Genomic DNA, 17,116 nt, shown 5'->3' on the forward strand with positions numbered 1-17,116 from the left:
CCTTTGGAATGAAGATGCTCAAGACCTGTCCAGTAGGCATGGAATTGATCCATAAAGACAGATGGAGATCATTCTGAAGACGCTGCCAAGTCACAATGGGACCATACCTGGTATAGGATTCAATAACATCCCATTCAAAAAGAGGGGGTTATTATTCCAATCTAATGAGTTTCAACTTTTTTTTAGAGAAATAGCATTAACATTGGGGACATAATCAAGCTCCTAAATAATTCCTAAAACTTTTCGTTTATTTAAGTCACTTACATAGCCACGGTTGTTAATTACTCTCGACACAGTTGCTGTAGATACTCCAGCTAAATAGCAACATCTTGAATATTAGGCACCTATAACCATCTCTTCTGAGAAAGCATATCACGTTTTCTAAGCTACCACAAAGTAGTAAAGGACGACATTTGAAGCCTATTTTTTATGCTTGACATGTAATGCATTACATAAATTACAGTACAAATACAGTAATAATTTAGTCATGAGGAGGAACTCTATATGAAAAAAAGGTTGAAGATTGTAACTATCGGTGGAGGTTCAAGTTATACACCGGAATTGGTGGAAGGATTTATCAAACGATATCATGAACTTCCGATAACTGAGCTATGGTTGGTCGACATTGAAGCAGGCAGAGAAAAACTTGAGATTGTTGGTGCCATGGCTCAACGGATGGTAAAAGCTGCGGGTATTGATTGTGAAGTCCATTTGACACTTGATCGACAGGAAGCTTTGAGAGATGCAGATTTTGTGACCACTCAACTGCGAGTAGGACATATGGATGCACGGATCAAAGATGAGACGATACCCATTAAATACGGACTAATTGGTCAAGAAACGAATGGGGCAGGGGGAATGCTAAAAGCATTTCGAACCATTCCAGTTATTCTAGATATCGTTGAGGATATGAAAGTGCTTTGTCCAAATGCATGGCTGATTAACTTCACGAATCCAGCAGGCATGGTTACGGAAGCAGTTCTTCGTTACGGAATGTGGGAGAAGGTTATTGGATTGTGTAATGTACCCATTGTGGCTGTGAAAAATGAATCCGCAGTACTTGAAAAGAATGAAGATGAATTATTTTTCAAATTTGCGGGGATTAATCATTTACACTGGCACAAGATTTATGGAAACAATGGCCAAGATCTTACCCGTCAAGCGATCGATAAACTGTATGGTCCTGAAGCAAAATCAGAGAAAATCGTTGAAAACATTAAAAACATGAGATTCCTTCATGAACAAATTGTACAATTAGAAATGCTCCCATGTCCTTATCATCGTTACTATTACATGACTGATGCGATGATCCAAGAAGAACTTGCAGAAGCGAAGGGAGAAGGAACTCGCGGACAAGTAGTGAAACGCTTAGAAGAAAGTCTGTTCGAACTTTACAAAGACCCAGGATTGGATCATAAGCCAGAAGAACTTGGAAAACGAGGTGGAGCTTATTATAGTGATGCTGCCTGTGAGATTATTAACTCCATTTATAACAACAAAGGCACCCAGATGGTTGTAAGTACACGCAATAATGGAGCGATTAATGACCTGCCAGTGGAAAGTGCCATTGAAATCACCAGTGTGATTACTTCCCATGGTGCTGAGCCTATTCATTTCGGTTCTTTTCCTCCCGCACAACGAGGATTATTACAGCTAATGAAGTCCATGGAGGAATTAACGATTGAAGCTGCGGTTACAGGAAGCTATGCAACGGCACTCCAAGCATTTACGTCCAATCCACTTGTCCAAAGTGGTGATTCCGCTAAGGCTTTGTTGGATGAATTACTCGAGGCTCATAAAGAATACTTGCCGCAGTTTTACCGGGAAGAGTCCCTTCATGTATAAGCGGTTCAATAGTATATTGAATAATTAGATTTTCTTTAAATTAAAAAAGACTTCAAAGCCTAGTAAATAGGCCTTGAAGTCTTTTTTAGATTTGAAAAATATTGTACTTCTTGTGCTCCAGAAGTCAGCCTAATGTAAATGAAAATGTTCCTGCCATTCATTCAAACCCTCTTCCATACGATAAGCTGTAAAGCCTTCAGATTGTAATTTCTGTGCGGCTAATGCAGAGTAGACACACAGTGGGCCTCTACAATATGCAATAATCTCTGTATTTTTTGGGATGTCCCTTATGAATACTTCTAACTCTTCCATCGGCATCGAGATTGCTCCCGCGATATGATCCATTTCATATTCTTCTTTAGGACGTAAATCCACAAGAATAATTGAATCATTTTTTATTCTCTCCCTAACCTCGTCCATGGTAAGTGTTTGAATGTCGTCAAGATTGTTAATAAAGTCATCTTTCATTCTACTGATGTCAGGAATCTGTTTCTCACTAATTCGCCATAAAGAGGACAGAAAATTGATGATCTCCGGGTCAGCTAAAGAATAGATCACAAAAGTTCCTTTTTTCGTGAATTTAACAAGCTTAGCATCGAGTAGAACTTGAAGGTGCCTGGATACATTCGCAACGTTCATATCTGTAGAAGCAGCTATTTTTTCTACTGTTCTTGAGCCATTGGACAACAGGTTTAAAATCTCCAAACGCTTATCACTGGATAGACATTTTCCTATTCTGGCCAATTGTTTATATAGGTCTTCTTTAAAAAGCTTCGCTGAATTCAATAATTCTTCCATAATCGTCAACCTCTATTCTTATTTTATGTTCAACGGGACTTCCCCACTTCAATTCGAACGATATTCTCAACCCTTTATAGATTCAATTGAATATTAAAATTTTAACATGAACAACCTGAGTGAAGTCAAGTTATAAGGCTGAAATGTATCTAAGTAAGAACTCAAACTCCAAACATTCATTTCAATCTATGGATATCCCGCCTGCAGTCAATTGATGAGGATAAGTTGACGAAGAGATCCTACAATGCTATAATTCAATTAATCAATTGAATATTAAAAGATATTCATATGTGTAATTGTCATACACACTCAAATTTGGAGGGATAACATATGTACAAATCTGTAATTGTCGGAACAGGGCCAGCGGGATTAACCGCAGCAATTTACTTGGCTCGTGCGAATATGAACCCACTCGTTATTGAAGGGCTTGAACCAGGAGGACAGCTTACAACCACAACCGAAATTGAGAATTATCCTGGGTTTCCTGAAGGAATCATGGGACCTGAGTTAATGGATAATATGCGTAAACAAGCTGAGCGGTTCGGGGCTACGTTTGTTAACGGTTGGGTAAAAGCAGTAGATTTGAATAACCGACCGTTTAAACTGGACGTGGATGGCAAAGGTGAAATTATTACTGAAACGCTTATCATTTCAACCGGTGCCAGTGCGAAATATTTAGGAATACCAGGTGAAACAGAAAATGTAGGTCGTGGAGTGAGCACTTGTGCCACTTGTGATGGGTTCTTCTTTAGAAATAAAGAACTCATCGTAGTCGGTGGTGGCGATACTGCCTTGGAAGAGGCAAACTTTCTGACACGATTCGCTTCCAAAGTGACTTTGGTGCATCGTCGCGAAGAATTACGAGCCTCCAAAATTATGCAAGATCGCGCTCGTTCAAACCCTAAAATTGCGTGGGCTTTAAGTAAAACCCCACTTGAAGTAGTGGCTAGTGAACGTGGAGTGACCGGATTGAAAGTCCAGAACAATGTCTCAGGCGAAGAAGAAATTCTAGACGCACACGGTGTATTTGTAGCTATTGGTCATCATCCGAATACAGAATTTTTAAATGGTCAAATTGAGACGGATGAGAATGGCTACATTGTCACAGTTCCCGGTACATCTATGACAAATATTCCAGGTGTGTTTGCTTGTGGAGATGTACAGGATACTCGTTATCGTCAAGCTATTACTGCAGCAGGATCTGGAGCTATGGCAGCCATGGATAGTGAAAAGTTTATCGACTCTTTAGAAAATAATTAAAGACGTGGGGAAAGGAGCATATTAAAATGCCGGATCAAAAAATGGTTATGAATACGGTTTGGTTCAAAGACGCAAAAGGATTTGGTCGCATTAAAAGCGACAATTTGCTAACCCAAGTTGCTATCCCTATTCCTAAAGGAGGAAGCGGAGAAGGTGCTAATCCACAACAACTTCTGATGTCCTCAGCCATTGCTTGTTACGCTCTGACTCTAGCTTATATGTTAGATCGCAAGAAAGTACCCGTTGCTGGATTCTTTATGGATACAGAAGGGAACACGGCACAAGGAAACCAACTGAGCATTACACATCGTCCGCATGTTGTTTTATCCTCAGATGCCTCCAAGGAAGATATTGCTGTAGTCGAATCACTATTCCTACAAGCAGAAGAAAAATGCCACATTGGTCAGCTGCTTGTTAAAGCAGGTGTACCGGTAGGTACCGAGGGTAAAGTATCCATCGATGCTGGAGATGATCTGACAAGTAACTATATTGAACAACATCAAATGGAATGGTAAACCATTCATTATAAAAGGAGACTATACAAATGAAAAAAATTACCTCTAAGTTAGAATTTGATACAGCTATCCGTTCCCCAAAAATCACTGTTGCTGTCTTTAAAGCAGATTGGTGCCCGGACTGCAAATTTATTGATCCATTTATGCCTGATGTTGAAGATAAATTTGCGAATGATCTGGATCTTATCGAAGTTGATGTAGATCAAGTAGGTAATGTAAGTGAAGAACAAAATATTATGGGTATTCCAAGTTTTGTAGCCTACGTCGACGGTAAAGAGCTTACTCGATATGTCAATAAGCTTCGTAAGTCACGCGAAGAGATAGAACATTTTTTGCAAAGTGCTGTTGAAGGTACGAGATAATGAAAAAGAACGACCTATACAAATGTTAGTGCATCAGGGATTCGATTTCAAATAAACATTTATTAATAAATATATTAAGTAAGTAAACCTGGAGGTTATTATGCACAATTCACAATCTGTTGAAGCTCTTTATTAAACCACTCGAAATGGGAAATCTCAAACTATCTAACCGTATTATTATGGCACCAGTGACTTGAAAATTTTCTCCGAATGGTGTACCGGGGGAGGATATCGCCGCGTATTATCGTCGTAGAGCTGAAAATGGTGTTGGACTTATAATGATTACACTAAACAAGAGATTTCCGAATTGGTTGAAGCCTTCAAACAGGCGGCAGTCAATGCTAAAAAAAGTTGGTTTTGATGGCATCGAGATTATGGCATCACATGGATTTTTTATCGATCAATTTTTCTGGAAAAAAACCAACTCACGTAGCGATGAATATGGTGGCGATATACTCAATCGTACCCGATTTGCTAGTGAGGTTATCGCAGCTTGTCGAAGGAGTGTTGGGCCAGACTTCCCCATTACGCTACGGATCTCCCAGTGGAAATATGATGACTATACAGCAAAACTAGACGACACTCCAGAAGAATTAGCACAATTCTTAGCACCGCTAGTCGATGCAGGCGTAGACATCTTTCATCCTCTATTCGCCGCTTCTGGGAACCAGCCTTTAAAGAATCTGACTTGAATCTCTCAGGATGGATCAAAAAATTGACGGGCAAACCAACCATTACAGTTGGATCGGTTGGACTCGACGCTGACTTCTTGGATTTCTTTGATAACGGAGAAAATGCAAATGGTAAAGCAACCCAAATTGGTGCTTTAGTTGAGAGATTAGAGCGCGAAGAATTTGAGTTGATCGCAGTTGGTCGCGCATTGTTAGCCGAGCCTGACTGGGTAAATAAAATCCGCGAAGGAAGAACAGAAGATTTACTTCCGTTTACGCGTGAGGCACTGAGCACTTTATATTAAAAGGGAACTACAGATTACTCATGCTTGTACTTGACTTACGTATCAACATGTCTTAAAATTCAATTAATCAATTGAATATTTCATTAATGAATAGAGGGATTTTCTATGAGTCATCAAGACAGTTTATTCAAAAAATCAAATTTCAAGCGGATCGGAGAATTCAACTCAGTTTCTCCAGAAATCTTCAAGGCATTTATCTCTTTTGAAAAATTAGCATTAGCTGAAGGAAAGTTAACTGCAAAATTCAAAGAAATCATTGCAATTGCTATAGCTCATACCACAGGATGTCCTTACTGTATTGAAGCTCATGTGAAACAAGCTAAGAAAAATGGTGTTTCAAAAGAGGAAATGGCTGAATCAATCATGGTTGCAACAGCACTTAAAGCCGGTTCGGCTATGGCTCATGGTGTTAATGCTTTGAACGCGTATGATGGAAATGATGACGATGAGTTGTATCGTGCATCATATATTAACCGGCTGAGAGAGTTCACCCAACTAAGTGATTCCTTTAAAGCCTTTGGTTCTTTTGATCAGCAAGCGTTAAAAGCCGGCACACTCAGTACCAAGGAGAAAGAATTGATTGCAGTTGCGGTAGCCCATACGACGGGGTGTCCATATTGCATTGATATTCATACTAAAGCCGCTAAAAAAGCTGGCGCGACTAAAGAAGAGTTGGCCGAATCGATTATGGTAGCTACAGCATTAAAAGCAGGTTCTGCTCTTGCACATGGCGTAAATGCTCTAGTAGCATTTGACGAATAACTTTAACTGAAACGGGAGGATACACATGAATATTGAAATCTGGTCAGACATCGCATGTCCATTTTGCTATATAGGTAAACAAAATCTGGAGAAAGCTCTAGAAGGATTGCCTTATAAAGATAAAATTAATATTGAATACAAGAGCTTTGAACTTGATCCGTCCGCTTCCTCATATGATGGAACAAGTTTTGCAGATAAATTAGCCCCTAAGTTCGGTGGAAGAAAACAAGCGAAAGAATTCATGAGTCACTTGACTCAACAAGCCCATAGCGTAGGATTATCTTTTCAATTAGACACTCTAAAACCTACCAATACACTGGATTCCCATCGTTTATTAAAATGGGCAAAAACGAAAGGCAAAGAAACAATGCTAAATGAAAAATTACTTGTCGCACATTTCACTGAATCAAGAGATGTAGGAGATTATAATACCTTGGCCGATATTGCAGAAGCCGTTGGATTAGAGAGAGAAGAAGCCCTTGGAATCTTGAATACGAAGGATCTCTATGCAGATCAAGTACGAAAAGATCAGGATGAGGCTCGTCGAGTTGGGATTACCGGGGTGCCGTTCTTTATATTCAATCAAAAATACGCAGTTTCAGGGGCACAGCCGACAGAATCGTTTTCTCAAGTGTTGGAGAAAGTGTGGGAAGAAGAGCATCCGGCAGCTAAGTTTGAAATGCTTTCTGATGAAACCACTAGTGAAGGATTATGTACGGATGAAGGGTGTGCGATCCCGCCTAAGAAGTCATAAAGAACAAGCAAAAATTTAATTAAATTCGAATAAGTAAAATATATAATAGAGGACCTTAAACATGAGTAAATTGAATGGTGTAAATGTGAGTATGCTTGGAAGCTTGGTGGAAAATTATAAGAAACATCCAGAAGAGGCGATTACAAGTTTTGCTTCTACAGTAAAATGGAAAGATGGCTTTTACTCTGAAGCCGAGGTTGGGGACTATAAGCCGGTACCTATGGATGAACCAGAATGGCTATCCGGAACGGGAAAAGGGCCAAATCCAGTTGAGCTTCTGTTATGCGCTTGGCGGTTGTGTAGGTGTTGGATTCATTGCAACAGCTAGTGGTGTGGGGATTAAAGTACAATCTCTGGAAGTTGATGTTACGGGAGAAATAGATCCATATGTTTTCTTCGGATTAAAAGAAGGAAATCCTGGCTTTGATGAAATAAATGTTCGTTTCAATGTAGACAGTGACGCAGATGAAGCACAGGTTCAAATGTTGATAGCAAAAGCCATTGAAAGATCACCTGTGAAAAACACCATTGAAAGAAACGTTAAAGTGACTTCGACGTACACACTTAATAGTTAAACCTTGGATACTTGATTTTCTTACAAGAAGCGTTGACATTATGCGAGAAACACATAGCATAATGTCTACTTTTTTAAATGCTAGGATAAAAGTCTTGCAGTAGGAGTGGATAAAACAGATGAAATACGATTTTGATGAAATCATTGATCGAAAAAATACTAATGCGATGAGTACAGACGGTTTTAAAGAATACATTTTTAAGGCATCTAATGATATGACGTTCCCTTTTAAAGATGATGAATTTATTCGCATGTGGGTTGCTGATATGGAATTTGCGACTCCACCTGAAATCATTCAATCTGTTAAAGATCGTTTAGATAAACGAACTTTGGGCTATACCAAAGTATTTGATCCTGACTACTATCTTTCGGTTGTTCAATGGACACAAGATCACTATGATTGGAGCTTTCAAAAAGAACATTTGGTCACTTCACCTGGTATTATTCCCGCGTTATATGAGTTGATTGAGTACATTTGTAAACCAGACGAAAAGGTTTTAATTGTTACCCCATCATACGCATATTTCAAGCATGCTGTAGACTTCAATCATCTGGAACTGGTGACCTCTGATTTAGTGAATCAACAGGGATACTATACGATGGATTATGATGATATCGAATTAAAAGTGCGTGATGAAAAGGTAAGCTTATGTATTTTTTGCAATCCTCATAATCCCACAGGACGTGTTTGGACACCAGAAGAACTGAGTAAGTTTGGCGAAATATGTCTCGAAAATGACGTTATGATTATTTCAGATGAAATTCATTGTGATTTGCTTAGAAATGATATGGTTCATACACCTTTGGCAAAGATCTTTCCAAATACAGACAAGATCATCTCCTGTATGGCTCCAAGCAAGACTTTTAATATGGCAGGGATGATGCTATCCAATATCATCATTCCCAATGATGAAGTCAGAGCGTTGTGGAAGGCACGACACTACAGTATGGAAAATCCACTAAGCATAGCTGCAACACAGGCAGCTTATCAACATGGTGATGAGTGGCTGAGACAATTAAAAACCTACTTGGATGAAAATTTTATTTTTACCCAGCAATATTTAGCGAGCCATTTACCTCAGGCTGTATTCCGTATCCCAGAGGCTACTTATCTTGCATGGGTGGATATCAGTGCATACCTTCCGGATGAAGAAAATATGTCTTTATATTTTGCGAACAACGCAGGAGTGCTACTGGAAGGCGGAAGTATGTTCGTAGCCAATGCTGATGGTTATATTCGGCTTAATCTGGCTTGTCCAAGGGCAATTTTAGAGGAAGGTCTAAAGAGAATTTGTGAAGTTTTGCAGTAGCAGAAAGCCGGTAATGAAACAAACACATCGTGGTAGTAATATCCCCTTTAGTAGGGAAGATTAAGTCCATCTTAAAAGATGTCTTTTTATCTTATCTACTAAAGAGTAGATATTACCAATGAGCTTTTTTATCGGGTACGAAATTCTTGTGGAGTACATCCAAAGTGCTTTTTAAAAATCTTAATGAAATGTGGAGGGGCCAAAAACCCGAGTTCCTTACTGACATCTGCAATCTTCAAGTCGGAGTTCAATAGGAGATACGAAGCTCGCTTCATGCGTAAACTATACAAATAATCGCCAATGGTTTCTCTGGTAACTGTTTTGTATACCTTGGATAGATAAACAGGATGAAGACCTACATGGTCTGCAATCATCTGTAGCGAGATTCCCTCTGCAAGATGCTCCTGAATATAAGTTCTGACATTTGAAGTAATTTGCTCATGAGCATTCTTCAATTGATGAGAGGCTTTCTTTCGACGTAGATCAATCATCTTCTCAGCCCATGGTAGCTGAAGAAGTTGAATCTGCAAGAGCAGCTGATGTCGCAGTGTTGTTCATCGGTCTGCCTGACCGTTACGAGTCCGAGGGATACGATCGATCACATTTATATTCCGGCAAATCAATAGGAACATATAACAGCAGTTTCCTCTGCCCAGCCTAACGTAGTGGTTGTGCTCAGCAATGGTTCACCCATTGTTATGCCTTGGCTCAAGGATGCGAAAGCTGCACTAGAAGCATATTTGGGTAGACAGGCTGCAGGAGGAGCCATCGCTGACCTGTAATTCGGAGAAGCAAATCCCAGCGAGAAGCTGGCGGAGACATTCCCACAATCCTTAAAACATAATCCATCATCACTTTTCTTCCCTGGTGATGGAGATCGCGTCGAATATAGAGAAGGCATCTATGTGGGCTATCGCTATTATGATTGTAAAGACATTGAACCTTTGTTTCCCTTTGGTTTTGGTTTGAGTTACACCCAATTTGACTACTCACAACTGAACGTAAGCCAAACATGTTTCAAGGATACAGATATAGTCTCTGTAACAGTAAAAATTAAAAATACAGGTCAATGTTCGGGTAAAGAAGTGATACAGTTGTACGTACATGATCGTCAAACAAGCGTCAACCGACCTGAAAAAGAACTTAAAGGTTTTGCCAAGGTTTCTCTTGAGCCAGGTGAAGAGAAGACGGTTAGCTTCACTTTAGATAAACGAAGCTTTGCGAACTACTATGACCGTAACACAGCCCTAGGAGAATTACTCTCCAACCCGAAAACCATGGCTGTACTGGGACAATTGCAGGGATTTGCTCCACAAGGAAATGCCCACTCAGATGCTGTCTCTTCAGAGATGATTCAGGCATCCTTGCGTTACATACCACTGCGGGCTCTAATTCCATTTACGGGGGGAGCACTTACAGAGGAGTTACTCTCACAACTTCTTGCTGGGTTGAATGCGGCCGTTCGATAGTAAAGTAGATGAACTAAAAAGCAATAGACAAGGTAAAATCGTCCATAAGAATGACTTATGGACGATTTTCTTATACTATTATTACACAACAAGATCTCAATGTACGAAAGGGCATGCACTAAAGTACATATAACCCATGAGAAATCGTAATATAATGATTGGATGAGAGGTGATTCCATGAAAAATATATCCAACCACCCCCGCTTCCTTCAATCAAGTATGGATGATGATTATGATAAGATCACTTCCTCACGTCTTCCCATTATCATCTGGATCGTACTGGTGACCATAGTCACAATTGTGTTACAAACTATGTCTTTGCCGTTACTGGTGCCTACCTTATTTTTTATAATGATTATGGTTCTTCACATGTATCTCTATTGGTGTGTGAATGATGTTATCAACCGTTCCAGAACACTGTATCTGAGTATTCAGGGAAACCTTATTTTTGGAAGCTCGATCATGATGCCCGACGGACTTCCGGTCATACTAATTGGCTTGATTCCAGTATTAATAGGGCAATCCGTAGCGATTTTTTTTGAAACCAAAAAAGTGGTTTTTGTAGCCTTTGTTCTTTATATCTTTTTTTGTCTCGTCACCTTGTGGACAAAGGGTGTAGATGAACTTATATTGTTTATCCCATTGATTATACTCATGATTGTTGTTGTTATGGCTTATGCACTACTTTACTACCGCCAGGTTAACGCAAGGGTTCGGACACAGACATTTCTACGTGATCTGGAACTGACCCATCAAAAGGTAGAAGAATTGACGCTAGCCAACGAGCGTCAGCGAATGGCTAGGGATCTCCATGATACATTGGCTCAGGGGCAAGCCGGACTCATCATGCAGCTGGAAGCGGTAAACGCATACCTTAGCCGAGGGAACATCGAAAAAGCTCATGAGATTGTTCTGTCATCCATGGCTCAGGCGAGACAGACATTGGGCGATGCAAGAAAAGCGATTGACGATCTAAGAACCAGAGCTACACCTGCCGTCAACTTTAATGAAGCGATTCATGATCAGCTGCAACGCTTCAGGCTAGCGACAGGAGTTAACATAAATTTAGAGTTTTATATAAAATCTGTTCTGTCCGGAGCCAAAATGGAGCATGTATTGCATATTTTGAGTGAAACACTGACCAATGTGGCACGTCATGCGCAGGCCAGTAATGTATCCATAAAAATTGGGGATAATCAGCGACAATTTCACATGGTTATTAAGGATAACGGGAGAGGTTTTAACATTGATGAAATCGGAAAACAAAATGGACATTATGGTCTGATCGGCATCCATGAACGAGCAAGGCTTGTAGGTGGGCAAATTCATATTGAGAGCAACAATGAAGGTACAACAATAGAGCTATCTGTACCTGTATAGTATGGGAGGAAAAATAATGAAACATAAAGTTCTGATTGTAGATGATCATTGGGTTGTTCGCGAAGGGATGAAATTGATTCTGGGAACCGATGACAATTACCACGTTGTTGGAGAAGCAGAAGAAGGCAATGCAGCCTTGGAACAGATGGAAGAGCTGAAACCAGACGTTATTCTGATGGATCTGAATATGCCCGGAGGATTGAGTGGACTGGATACATTGAAGATCATGAACGAAAAACAGATTCAGATTCCCGTTATTATTTTGACTACTTACAATGAGGACGAGCTTATGATCAATGGGCTGGGACTAGGGGCCAAAGGATATCTGCTGAAGGATACAAGCAGAGAGAATCTATTCCGTACACTTGAGTCCGCTCTGCGTGGGGAGACATTGCTACAGCCTGAAATAACCGCCAGAGTATTTGCATATCGGGAGAAACCCTCGGTTGAAGTAAAATCGAAAAATGCACTATCGTTGACTGAGAAGGAATTAATCATTCTTCAGGCAGTGGCCCGGGGGCTTCGCACCAAAGAGATTGCTTTTGACATGGGAATGGCAGAACGAACCGTCAAAGCTCAGTTGACTAATATATATAACAAACTGGGCGTAGATTCCCGCTTGGAAGCCGTTGCCGTATCCGTCGAAAGAGGCATTTTACATTTATAGTAACACTATTTATTTAGAAACTAAATTCCAAACCAATGGTCAGCGATAAACTGCCCATTGGTGCTTCCCAAACGTACATCAAGGGCATGCCCTCATGTACGTTTTTTTTTTTTTACTTTTAGATAAGATGAATTCACGAGGTTGTCCAACATCAAGATGGCCCAGATTTGTAGCAACGAAGGGAGACGTCAAAAATATGGCTAAATTATTATTTCGACTCGGTGAGTGGTCAGTAAGAAAAAGGAAAATGGTGATCGCAGGAGGATTGATGCTTCTACTGCTTGTGGCCGCCTTGGGTCTTGGGTTGGGAACGTCCTTCACAGGAGAAATGACCATTCCGGGAACCAAATCGGAACAGGCTGGAATAATATTGAATGAAGAGTTCCCATCTTCCGGTGATGGTGGACAGATCAGGTTAGTGTTCAAGTCTGAAACGGGAACACTGGAATCGGACTCGAACAAGAATTTAATAGCAAAAGCAATAAAAGAGGTTCAATCGGATTCATCGGTCACATCTATCGTCAGTCCTTATGACGCTGGTACGCTTAGCGCAGACAAAAAGATTGGCTATGCTGATGTTACATACAGTCAGCCTGCCAGTGAAGTGACTGAGACTTCTAAGGAACATGTTCTTGATGTAGTCAAATCCCTAAATGATCGTGGTATGCAGACGGAACTTGTAGGGAGCGTAGCCTTCTCGGAGCTTGAAATTGGAGTGACCTCTGAAATTATCGGGGTTCTGATTGCCTTTTTGATCCTGGCTTTCACATTCACATCGTTTCTTGCAGCAGGGTTACCGATCCTGACCGCAGTTGTCGGACTCGGTATAGGAATGATGATTATCGTCATTGGCTCAAATGTAGTTTCTATGGCTTCATTCTCCATTACACTGGCTGTTATGCTGGGCTTGGCTGTAGGGATCGACTATGCTCTGTTCATCATGTCGAGGTATCGTCAACAACTGGCAGCAGGATTTGAGCGAAATACAGCTATGGCCCAAGCCAATGCAACAGCAGGGAGCTCGGTCGTCTTTGCAGGAATAACCGTTATTATCGCCCTGGTTAGTCTGTCGGTCGTACAGATTCCATTTATAACTATGATGGGATTGGCGGCAGCTGTAAGTGTATTCGTAGCAGTTTTAATCGCAGTCATTTTTGTTCCTGCCGTATTGGCAGTTGCAGGAGATCGAATTAGTCCGGCACGGGAGAACAAATGGTTGCGGAAAATGTCTGGTCGCAAAAAAACAGAGGGAACAGAGAATCGTTGGGGCAAGATTGTAACACGAAAACCTTGGCTCACTACCATCCTGTGCATCGTTTTATTGACTGTTTGTACAATTCCATTCCTGCATATGCAACTTGGTCTGCCGGATAGCGGATTAAAATCCACGGATACAACAGAGCGTCGAGGGTATGACCTGCTTGCAGAAGGCTTTGGAGAAGGATTCAATGGTCAACTGGTTGTAGTTGCTAGAACAGAAAAAACGGAAGATCCACAAGCGGTTATTGCCAAAGCAACATCATATATCAAAGGTCTGCCTGATGTGGCTAGTGTCAATCCATTAATTCCGAGTCCTTCCGGGAAAGCCGCAATCATCACGGTGTTACCGAAGACAGGCCCTCATGATATCAAAACGACCGAATTGGTCCAAACTATTCGTGCAGAAGCGGAACAGGTTATGAAAGATAATAACGTCGAAATTATGGTTACCGGCGGCACGGCAGTCAATATTGATATCTCGGAGAAACTTGACGAAGCATTGCCGAAATTTGCGATACTGATTGTGGGTCTCGCCTTCGTGTTGCTCACGCTGGTTTTCCGATCCATTCTGGTTCCAATCAAAGCCGTACTCGGATTCCTGTTCACCCTTGGATCAACCCTGGGCGTCATCGTTTTGGTCATTCAAGATGGATATCTGGCAAATTTCTTTGGTATTCCCGAACCAGGGCCGGTGCTGAGCTTCCTGCCAATTCTGGTTACAGGTATTCTGTTCGGACTTGCTATGGACTACGAAGTATTTTTGGTAAGCCGGATGAGAGAGGATTATAATCATACTGGAGATGCTGTGAAATCAATACGAAGTGGTATTACTTACAGTGGTCCTGTTGTAAGTGCCGCAGGTTTGATTATGATCGCCGTCTTTGCGAGCTTTATCTTTGCCGGAGATGCCATGATCAAATCCATGGGACTGGCACTTGCCTTTGGTATTTTGGTAGATGCATTCATCGTTCGGATGACACTTGTCCCGGCGGTAATGACCCTATTAGGACGAAGCGCCTGGTATTTGCCGAAGTGGCTAGACCGAATTCTTCCTAATATCGATGTTGAGGGAGAATCCGTGATGAAAGATACTCATTCTGTCCACACCTCGAAAGAAGAATCGGAAAGTTCATCTTTGATGAGTAAAGAGAAATCAGATTAGGGGGAAGGGGCAGTATGTCGAAAGTACGCATATTTGCAGATAGCATCTCGGATGTTCCACAAGATTGGATGAATAAATATAACATCGGAATGGTACCTTTATATATTGTTTTTCAGGAAAATTCCTATGTTGATCGAAAAGAAATCAATGCAAAAGAGATGTACAACTTGGTTGAGATATACGGCCATTTGCCAAAGACGTCCGCACCCCCGCCTGCTGATTTCATTCAAGCGTTCCGTCCAGCCATCGAAGACGGAGAGGATGTACTGTATATCAGCATGTCCTCTCATCTATCATCGACGTATCAGAACGCCTTGGCGGCGGCGAGAGAGTTCCCCGCAGGGCGGATAACGGTTGTAGATTCGCTGAATGTAACGGCAGGAACAGCCATGAGTGTACTCTTGGCGGCGCAAATGGCTTCGGATGGAAAAAGTGCCCTTGCGATCGCCGAAAGGCTTGACAAAGTAAGGCATGAAATCCAGTTAAATATACTCGTTGATAATCTCGATTATCTTCATAAAGGGGGGAGAGTCAGCAGCATTCAAAACATGATCGGAAGTATACTCCGAATTCGTCCCGTTTTATATGTGAGCCACGGAAAGGTGCTTTCCGGTGTGAAGTATAGGGGAAGCAAGGAGAGAATTGTAAAGAAACTTTTACAGGATATCTTGAGCCACATTCATCGTATTGATCACGACCAGATTATTATTGCGCAGACGCTAGAGGAGGAAACCGCAGAGTGGATGCGTCAGTTCATCCTGAAGGAAACCTCTATTCGCACTGTACACATCATCGAAGGAGGCTGCTCCATATGCTCTCACAGTGGTCCTCATAGTCTGGCAATCAGTTTTATCCTGCAGTCGGGCCCCTTGTTCAGACTCTCAAATGATCAAGAAAGAGTTTTTTTAGGAAGTTAAACTGCTGATCTTCATTCACATGGGTCTGGAATGCATCGATGCCGTTCAACATCGCCATCTTTTTGGAAAAGTTCCCAAAACACTAATCATGGTAATAATGGTTTCACGAGTATTGCTGTCCATCCGCAAGGACCCATCCTTTTCGCCAAGCTCTGCAAGCTCGGAAAACAGGGGAATCAGTTTATCATAATTGGCCTGATAGATTTCCATATCCTCCATAGGTAGTTTCGACATGGAAACGTAACATTCGAATAACCTTAATGCTTACTGAACATATGAACGTTGATATTACTGAATTGCCTACATGAACATAGAGTTCAAGCAGAATACGGTATATAACCACATCGAGTGGATATAATACAGTTAAAACCATTATTTTCTTCTCCCAATTGGGTAAACCGACCTTTGAAGTTGAAGGGGCGGTTTTTTTGTCTTAAGTAAGCCATTCAATCATTATGGCAGAGTGTCATTTGCATATGAATTGTGTTATCCTTTGGGTAAATTGTCACTCTTCATATCCGAGGTCAGGACGAAGTTTCGATTGAAGAGTTTGCTACTTTAGAAGAAGAAAATCAAGAACCAATCACCACATTAAATGATCTCTATGGGGGATTAAAATGAGTAAAACGAATGAAGAGTTTAATAAACAACAGCAAGTTGGCGACCTCCCGAAAGTGAAACTCATGGCTCCTTCGTCAGATGGTGGTCCTGATCGCGAAGTGACCGTTGTTTACCAGCGAAAGGCAAACTATGGTACACCGTCATTCCTAAAAGATAAATAAACGATTTCTAATGAAAAGCCAGCGCTTTGGTATTATCCCCTTTTAGTAGACAAGAGAAAAAAGACATCTGTTAAGATGGACTTAATCTTGCCAAACGAAGGGGATTTTTTCATGGCTAAAAAAGGACAAACTTTCCGGCGGTACTCCTTAGAATTGAAATTGGAGGCGGCCCGGCTGGTCAACGAGGAACACATGAGTATACGTGAAGTTGCGAAATGTTTGGGTATTCAAAATAAATCTCAGGTACAAGTATGGGCAGCGAAAACGAAACAGGGAATGAGTTTAGAACCTGTTACATCCAAACGGGGACGCCTTAGAACAAC

Annotated in this window: 19 protein-coding genes and 1 pseudogene; 17 read left to right on the forward strand and 3 right to left on the reverse strand. The window is 41.1% G+C overall.

Features of this window, described 5'->3' with window-relative positions; all coding sequences use genetic code 11:
- Window positions 1-222: 222 nt before the first annotated feature.
- The gene (locus AC6CIF_RS28920; protein WP_076334303.1) at window positions 223-294 is read right to left on the reverse strand and encodes a LacI family DNA-binding transcriptional regulator; all 72 of its coding nucleotides are present in this window, start codon (window positions 292-294) and stop codon (window positions 223-225) included.
- Window positions 295-504: 210 nt separating this feature from the next.
- Here AC6CIF_RS28920 and AC6CIF_RS28925 point away from each other — a divergent pair, with 210 nt between their 5' ends.
- Complete coding sequence (locus AC6CIF_RS28925; RefSeq protein ID WP_076334298.1) at window positions 505-1,845, forward strand: 6-phospho-beta-glucosidase; 1,341 nt, start codon at window positions 505-507, stop codon at window positions 1,843-1,845.
- Between the two features lie 129 nt (window positions 1,846-1,974).
- Here the strand turns inward: AC6CIF_RS28925 and AC6CIF_RS28930 are convergent, their stop codons facing one another.
- On the reverse strand, window positions 1,975-2,643 hold the full coding sequence (locus tag AC6CIF_RS28930; protein WP_076334297.1) for an ArsR/SmtB family transcription factor: 669 nt from the start codon (window positions 2,641-2,643) through the stop codon (window positions 1,975-1,977).
- Between the two features lie 330 nt (window positions 2,644-2,973).
- Between AC6CIF_RS28930 and trxB the strand changes: the two genes are divergently transcribed.
- The 8 genes and pseudogenes from trxB to AC6CIF_RS28970 all read left to right on the forward strand — a co-directional run bounded on the left by trxB (window position 2,974) and on the right by AC6CIF_RS28970 (window position 9,156).
- Complete coding sequence (trxB, locus tag AC6CIF_RS28935) at window positions 2,974-3,903, forward strand: thioredoxin-disulfide reductase (RefSeq protein WP_076334296.1); 930 nt, start codon at window positions 2,974-2,976, stop codon at window positions 3,901-3,903.
- Between the two features lie 26 nt (window positions 3,904-3,929).
- Entirely contained in the window at window positions 3,930-4,418 is a 489-nt protein-coding gene (locus tag AC6CIF_RS28940) for an OsmC family protein (protein ID WP_076334295.1), read from the forward strand.
- A gap of 29 nt (window positions 4,419-4,447) precedes the next feature.
- The gene (locus AC6CIF_RS28945; RefSeq protein ID WP_076334294.1) at window positions 4,448-4,780 is read left to right on the forward strand and encodes a thioredoxin family protein; all 333 of its coding nucleotides are present in this window, start codon (window positions 4,448-4,450) and stop codon (window positions 4,778-4,780) included.
- 100 nt (window positions 4,781-4,880) lie between these two features.
- A pseudogene (locus AC6CIF_RS28950) lies at window positions 4,881-5,756 on the forward strand (oxidoreductase).
- A 105-nt stretch (window positions 5,757-5,861) separates the two neighbouring features.
- Window positions 5,862-6,518, forward strand: coding sequence for a carboxymuconolactone decarboxylase family protein (locus AC6CIF_RS28955; protein WP_076334293.1), 657 nt, complete (start codon window positions 5,862-5,864; stop codon window positions 6,516-6,518).
- 25 nt (window positions 6,519-6,543) lie between these two features.
- Window positions 6,544-7,272 (forward strand): DsbA family oxidoreductase, encoded by a 729-nt coding sequence (locus tag AC6CIF_RS28960; RefSeq protein ID WP_076334292.1) that lies wholly within the window; start codon window positions 6,544-6,546, stop codon window positions 7,270-7,272.
- 224 nt (window positions 7,273-7,496) lie between these two features.
- A complete protein-coding gene (locus tag AC6CIF_RS28965) occupies window positions 7,497-7,847 on the forward strand; it encodes an OsmC family protein (RefSeq protein ID WP_498202470.1) in 351 nt (116 codons plus the stop codon).
- 118 nt (window positions 7,848-7,965) lie between these two features.
- Window positions 7,966-9,156, forward strand: coding sequence for a MalY/PatB family protein (locus AC6CIF_RS28970; protein ID WP_498202471.1), 1,191 nt, complete (start codon window positions 7,966-7,968; stop codon window positions 9,154-9,156).
- A 128-nt stretch (window positions 9,157-9,284) separates the two neighbouring features.
- Here AC6CIF_RS28970 and AC6CIF_RS28975 read toward each other — a convergent pair whose 3' ends face one another.
- On the reverse strand, window positions 9,285-9,647 hold the full coding sequence (locus AC6CIF_RS28975; RefSeq protein WP_076334289.1) for a helix-turn-helix transcriptional regulator: 363 nt from the start codon (window positions 9,645-9,647) through the stop codon (window positions 9,285-9,287).
- 180 nt (window positions 9,648-9,827) lie between these two features.
- Here AC6CIF_RS28975 and AC6CIF_RS28980 point away from each other — a divergent pair, with 180 nt between their 5' ends.
- From AC6CIF_RS28980 to AC6CIF_RS29015, 8 genes are all read left to right on the forward strand, one after another.
- Window positions 9,828-9,938: a hypothetical protein gene (locus AC6CIF_RS28980; RefSeq protein WP_498202472.1), complete on the forward strand. Its 111-nt coding sequence runs from the start codon at window positions 9,828-9,830 to the stop codon at window positions 9,936-9,938.
- A gap of 123 nt (window positions 9,939-10,061) precedes the next feature.
- Window positions 10,062-10,625, forward strand: a complete 564-nt coding sequence (locus tag AC6CIF_RS28985) for a fibronectin type III-like domain-contianing protein (protein ID WP_498202473.1) — start codon at window positions 10,062-10,064, stop codon at window positions 10,623-10,625.
- A gap of 177 nt (window positions 10,626-10,802) precedes the next feature.
- Window positions 10,803-12,005 carry a sensor histidine kinase gene (locus AC6CIF_RS28990; RefSeq protein ID WP_083679774.1) on the forward strand — a complete coding sequence of 401 codons (1,203 nt, stop codon included), beginning with the start codon at window positions 10,803-10,805 and terminating at the stop codon, window positions 12,003-12,005.
- A 16-nt stretch (window positions 12,006-12,021) separates the two neighbouring features.
- A complete protein-coding gene (locus AC6CIF_RS28995; protein ID WP_076334286.1) occupies window positions 12,022-12,672 on the forward strand; it encodes a response regulator in 651 nt (216 codons plus the stop codon).
- Between the two features lie 196 nt (window positions 12,673-12,868).
- Window positions 12,869-15,094 carry an MMPL family transporter gene (locus AC6CIF_RS29000; protein ID WP_076334285.1) on the forward strand — a complete coding sequence of 742 codons (2,226 nt, stop codon included), beginning with the start codon at window positions 12,869-12,871 and terminating at the stop codon, window positions 15,092-15,094.
- 14 nt (window positions 15,095-15,108) lie between these two features.
- Window positions 15,109-16,011 (forward strand): DegV family protein, encoded by a 903-nt coding sequence (locus AC6CIF_RS29005; RefSeq protein WP_498202474.1) that lies wholly within the window; start codon window positions 15,109-15,111, stop codon window positions 16,009-16,011.
- A gap of 617 nt (window positions 16,012-16,628) precedes the next feature.
- Entirely contained in the window at window positions 16,629-16,793 is a 165-nt protein-coding gene (locus AC6CIF_RS29010; protein ID WP_175623845.1) for a hypothetical protein, read from the forward strand.
- Between the two features lie 111 nt (window positions 16,794-16,904).
- Window positions 16,905-17,116 (forward strand): transposase (locus AC6CIF_RS29015; RefSeq protein WP_498202476.1); only part of this gene is annotated, 212 nt, incomplete at its 3' end.

The organism is Paenibacillus sp. GQ49 (assembly GCF_059759055.1).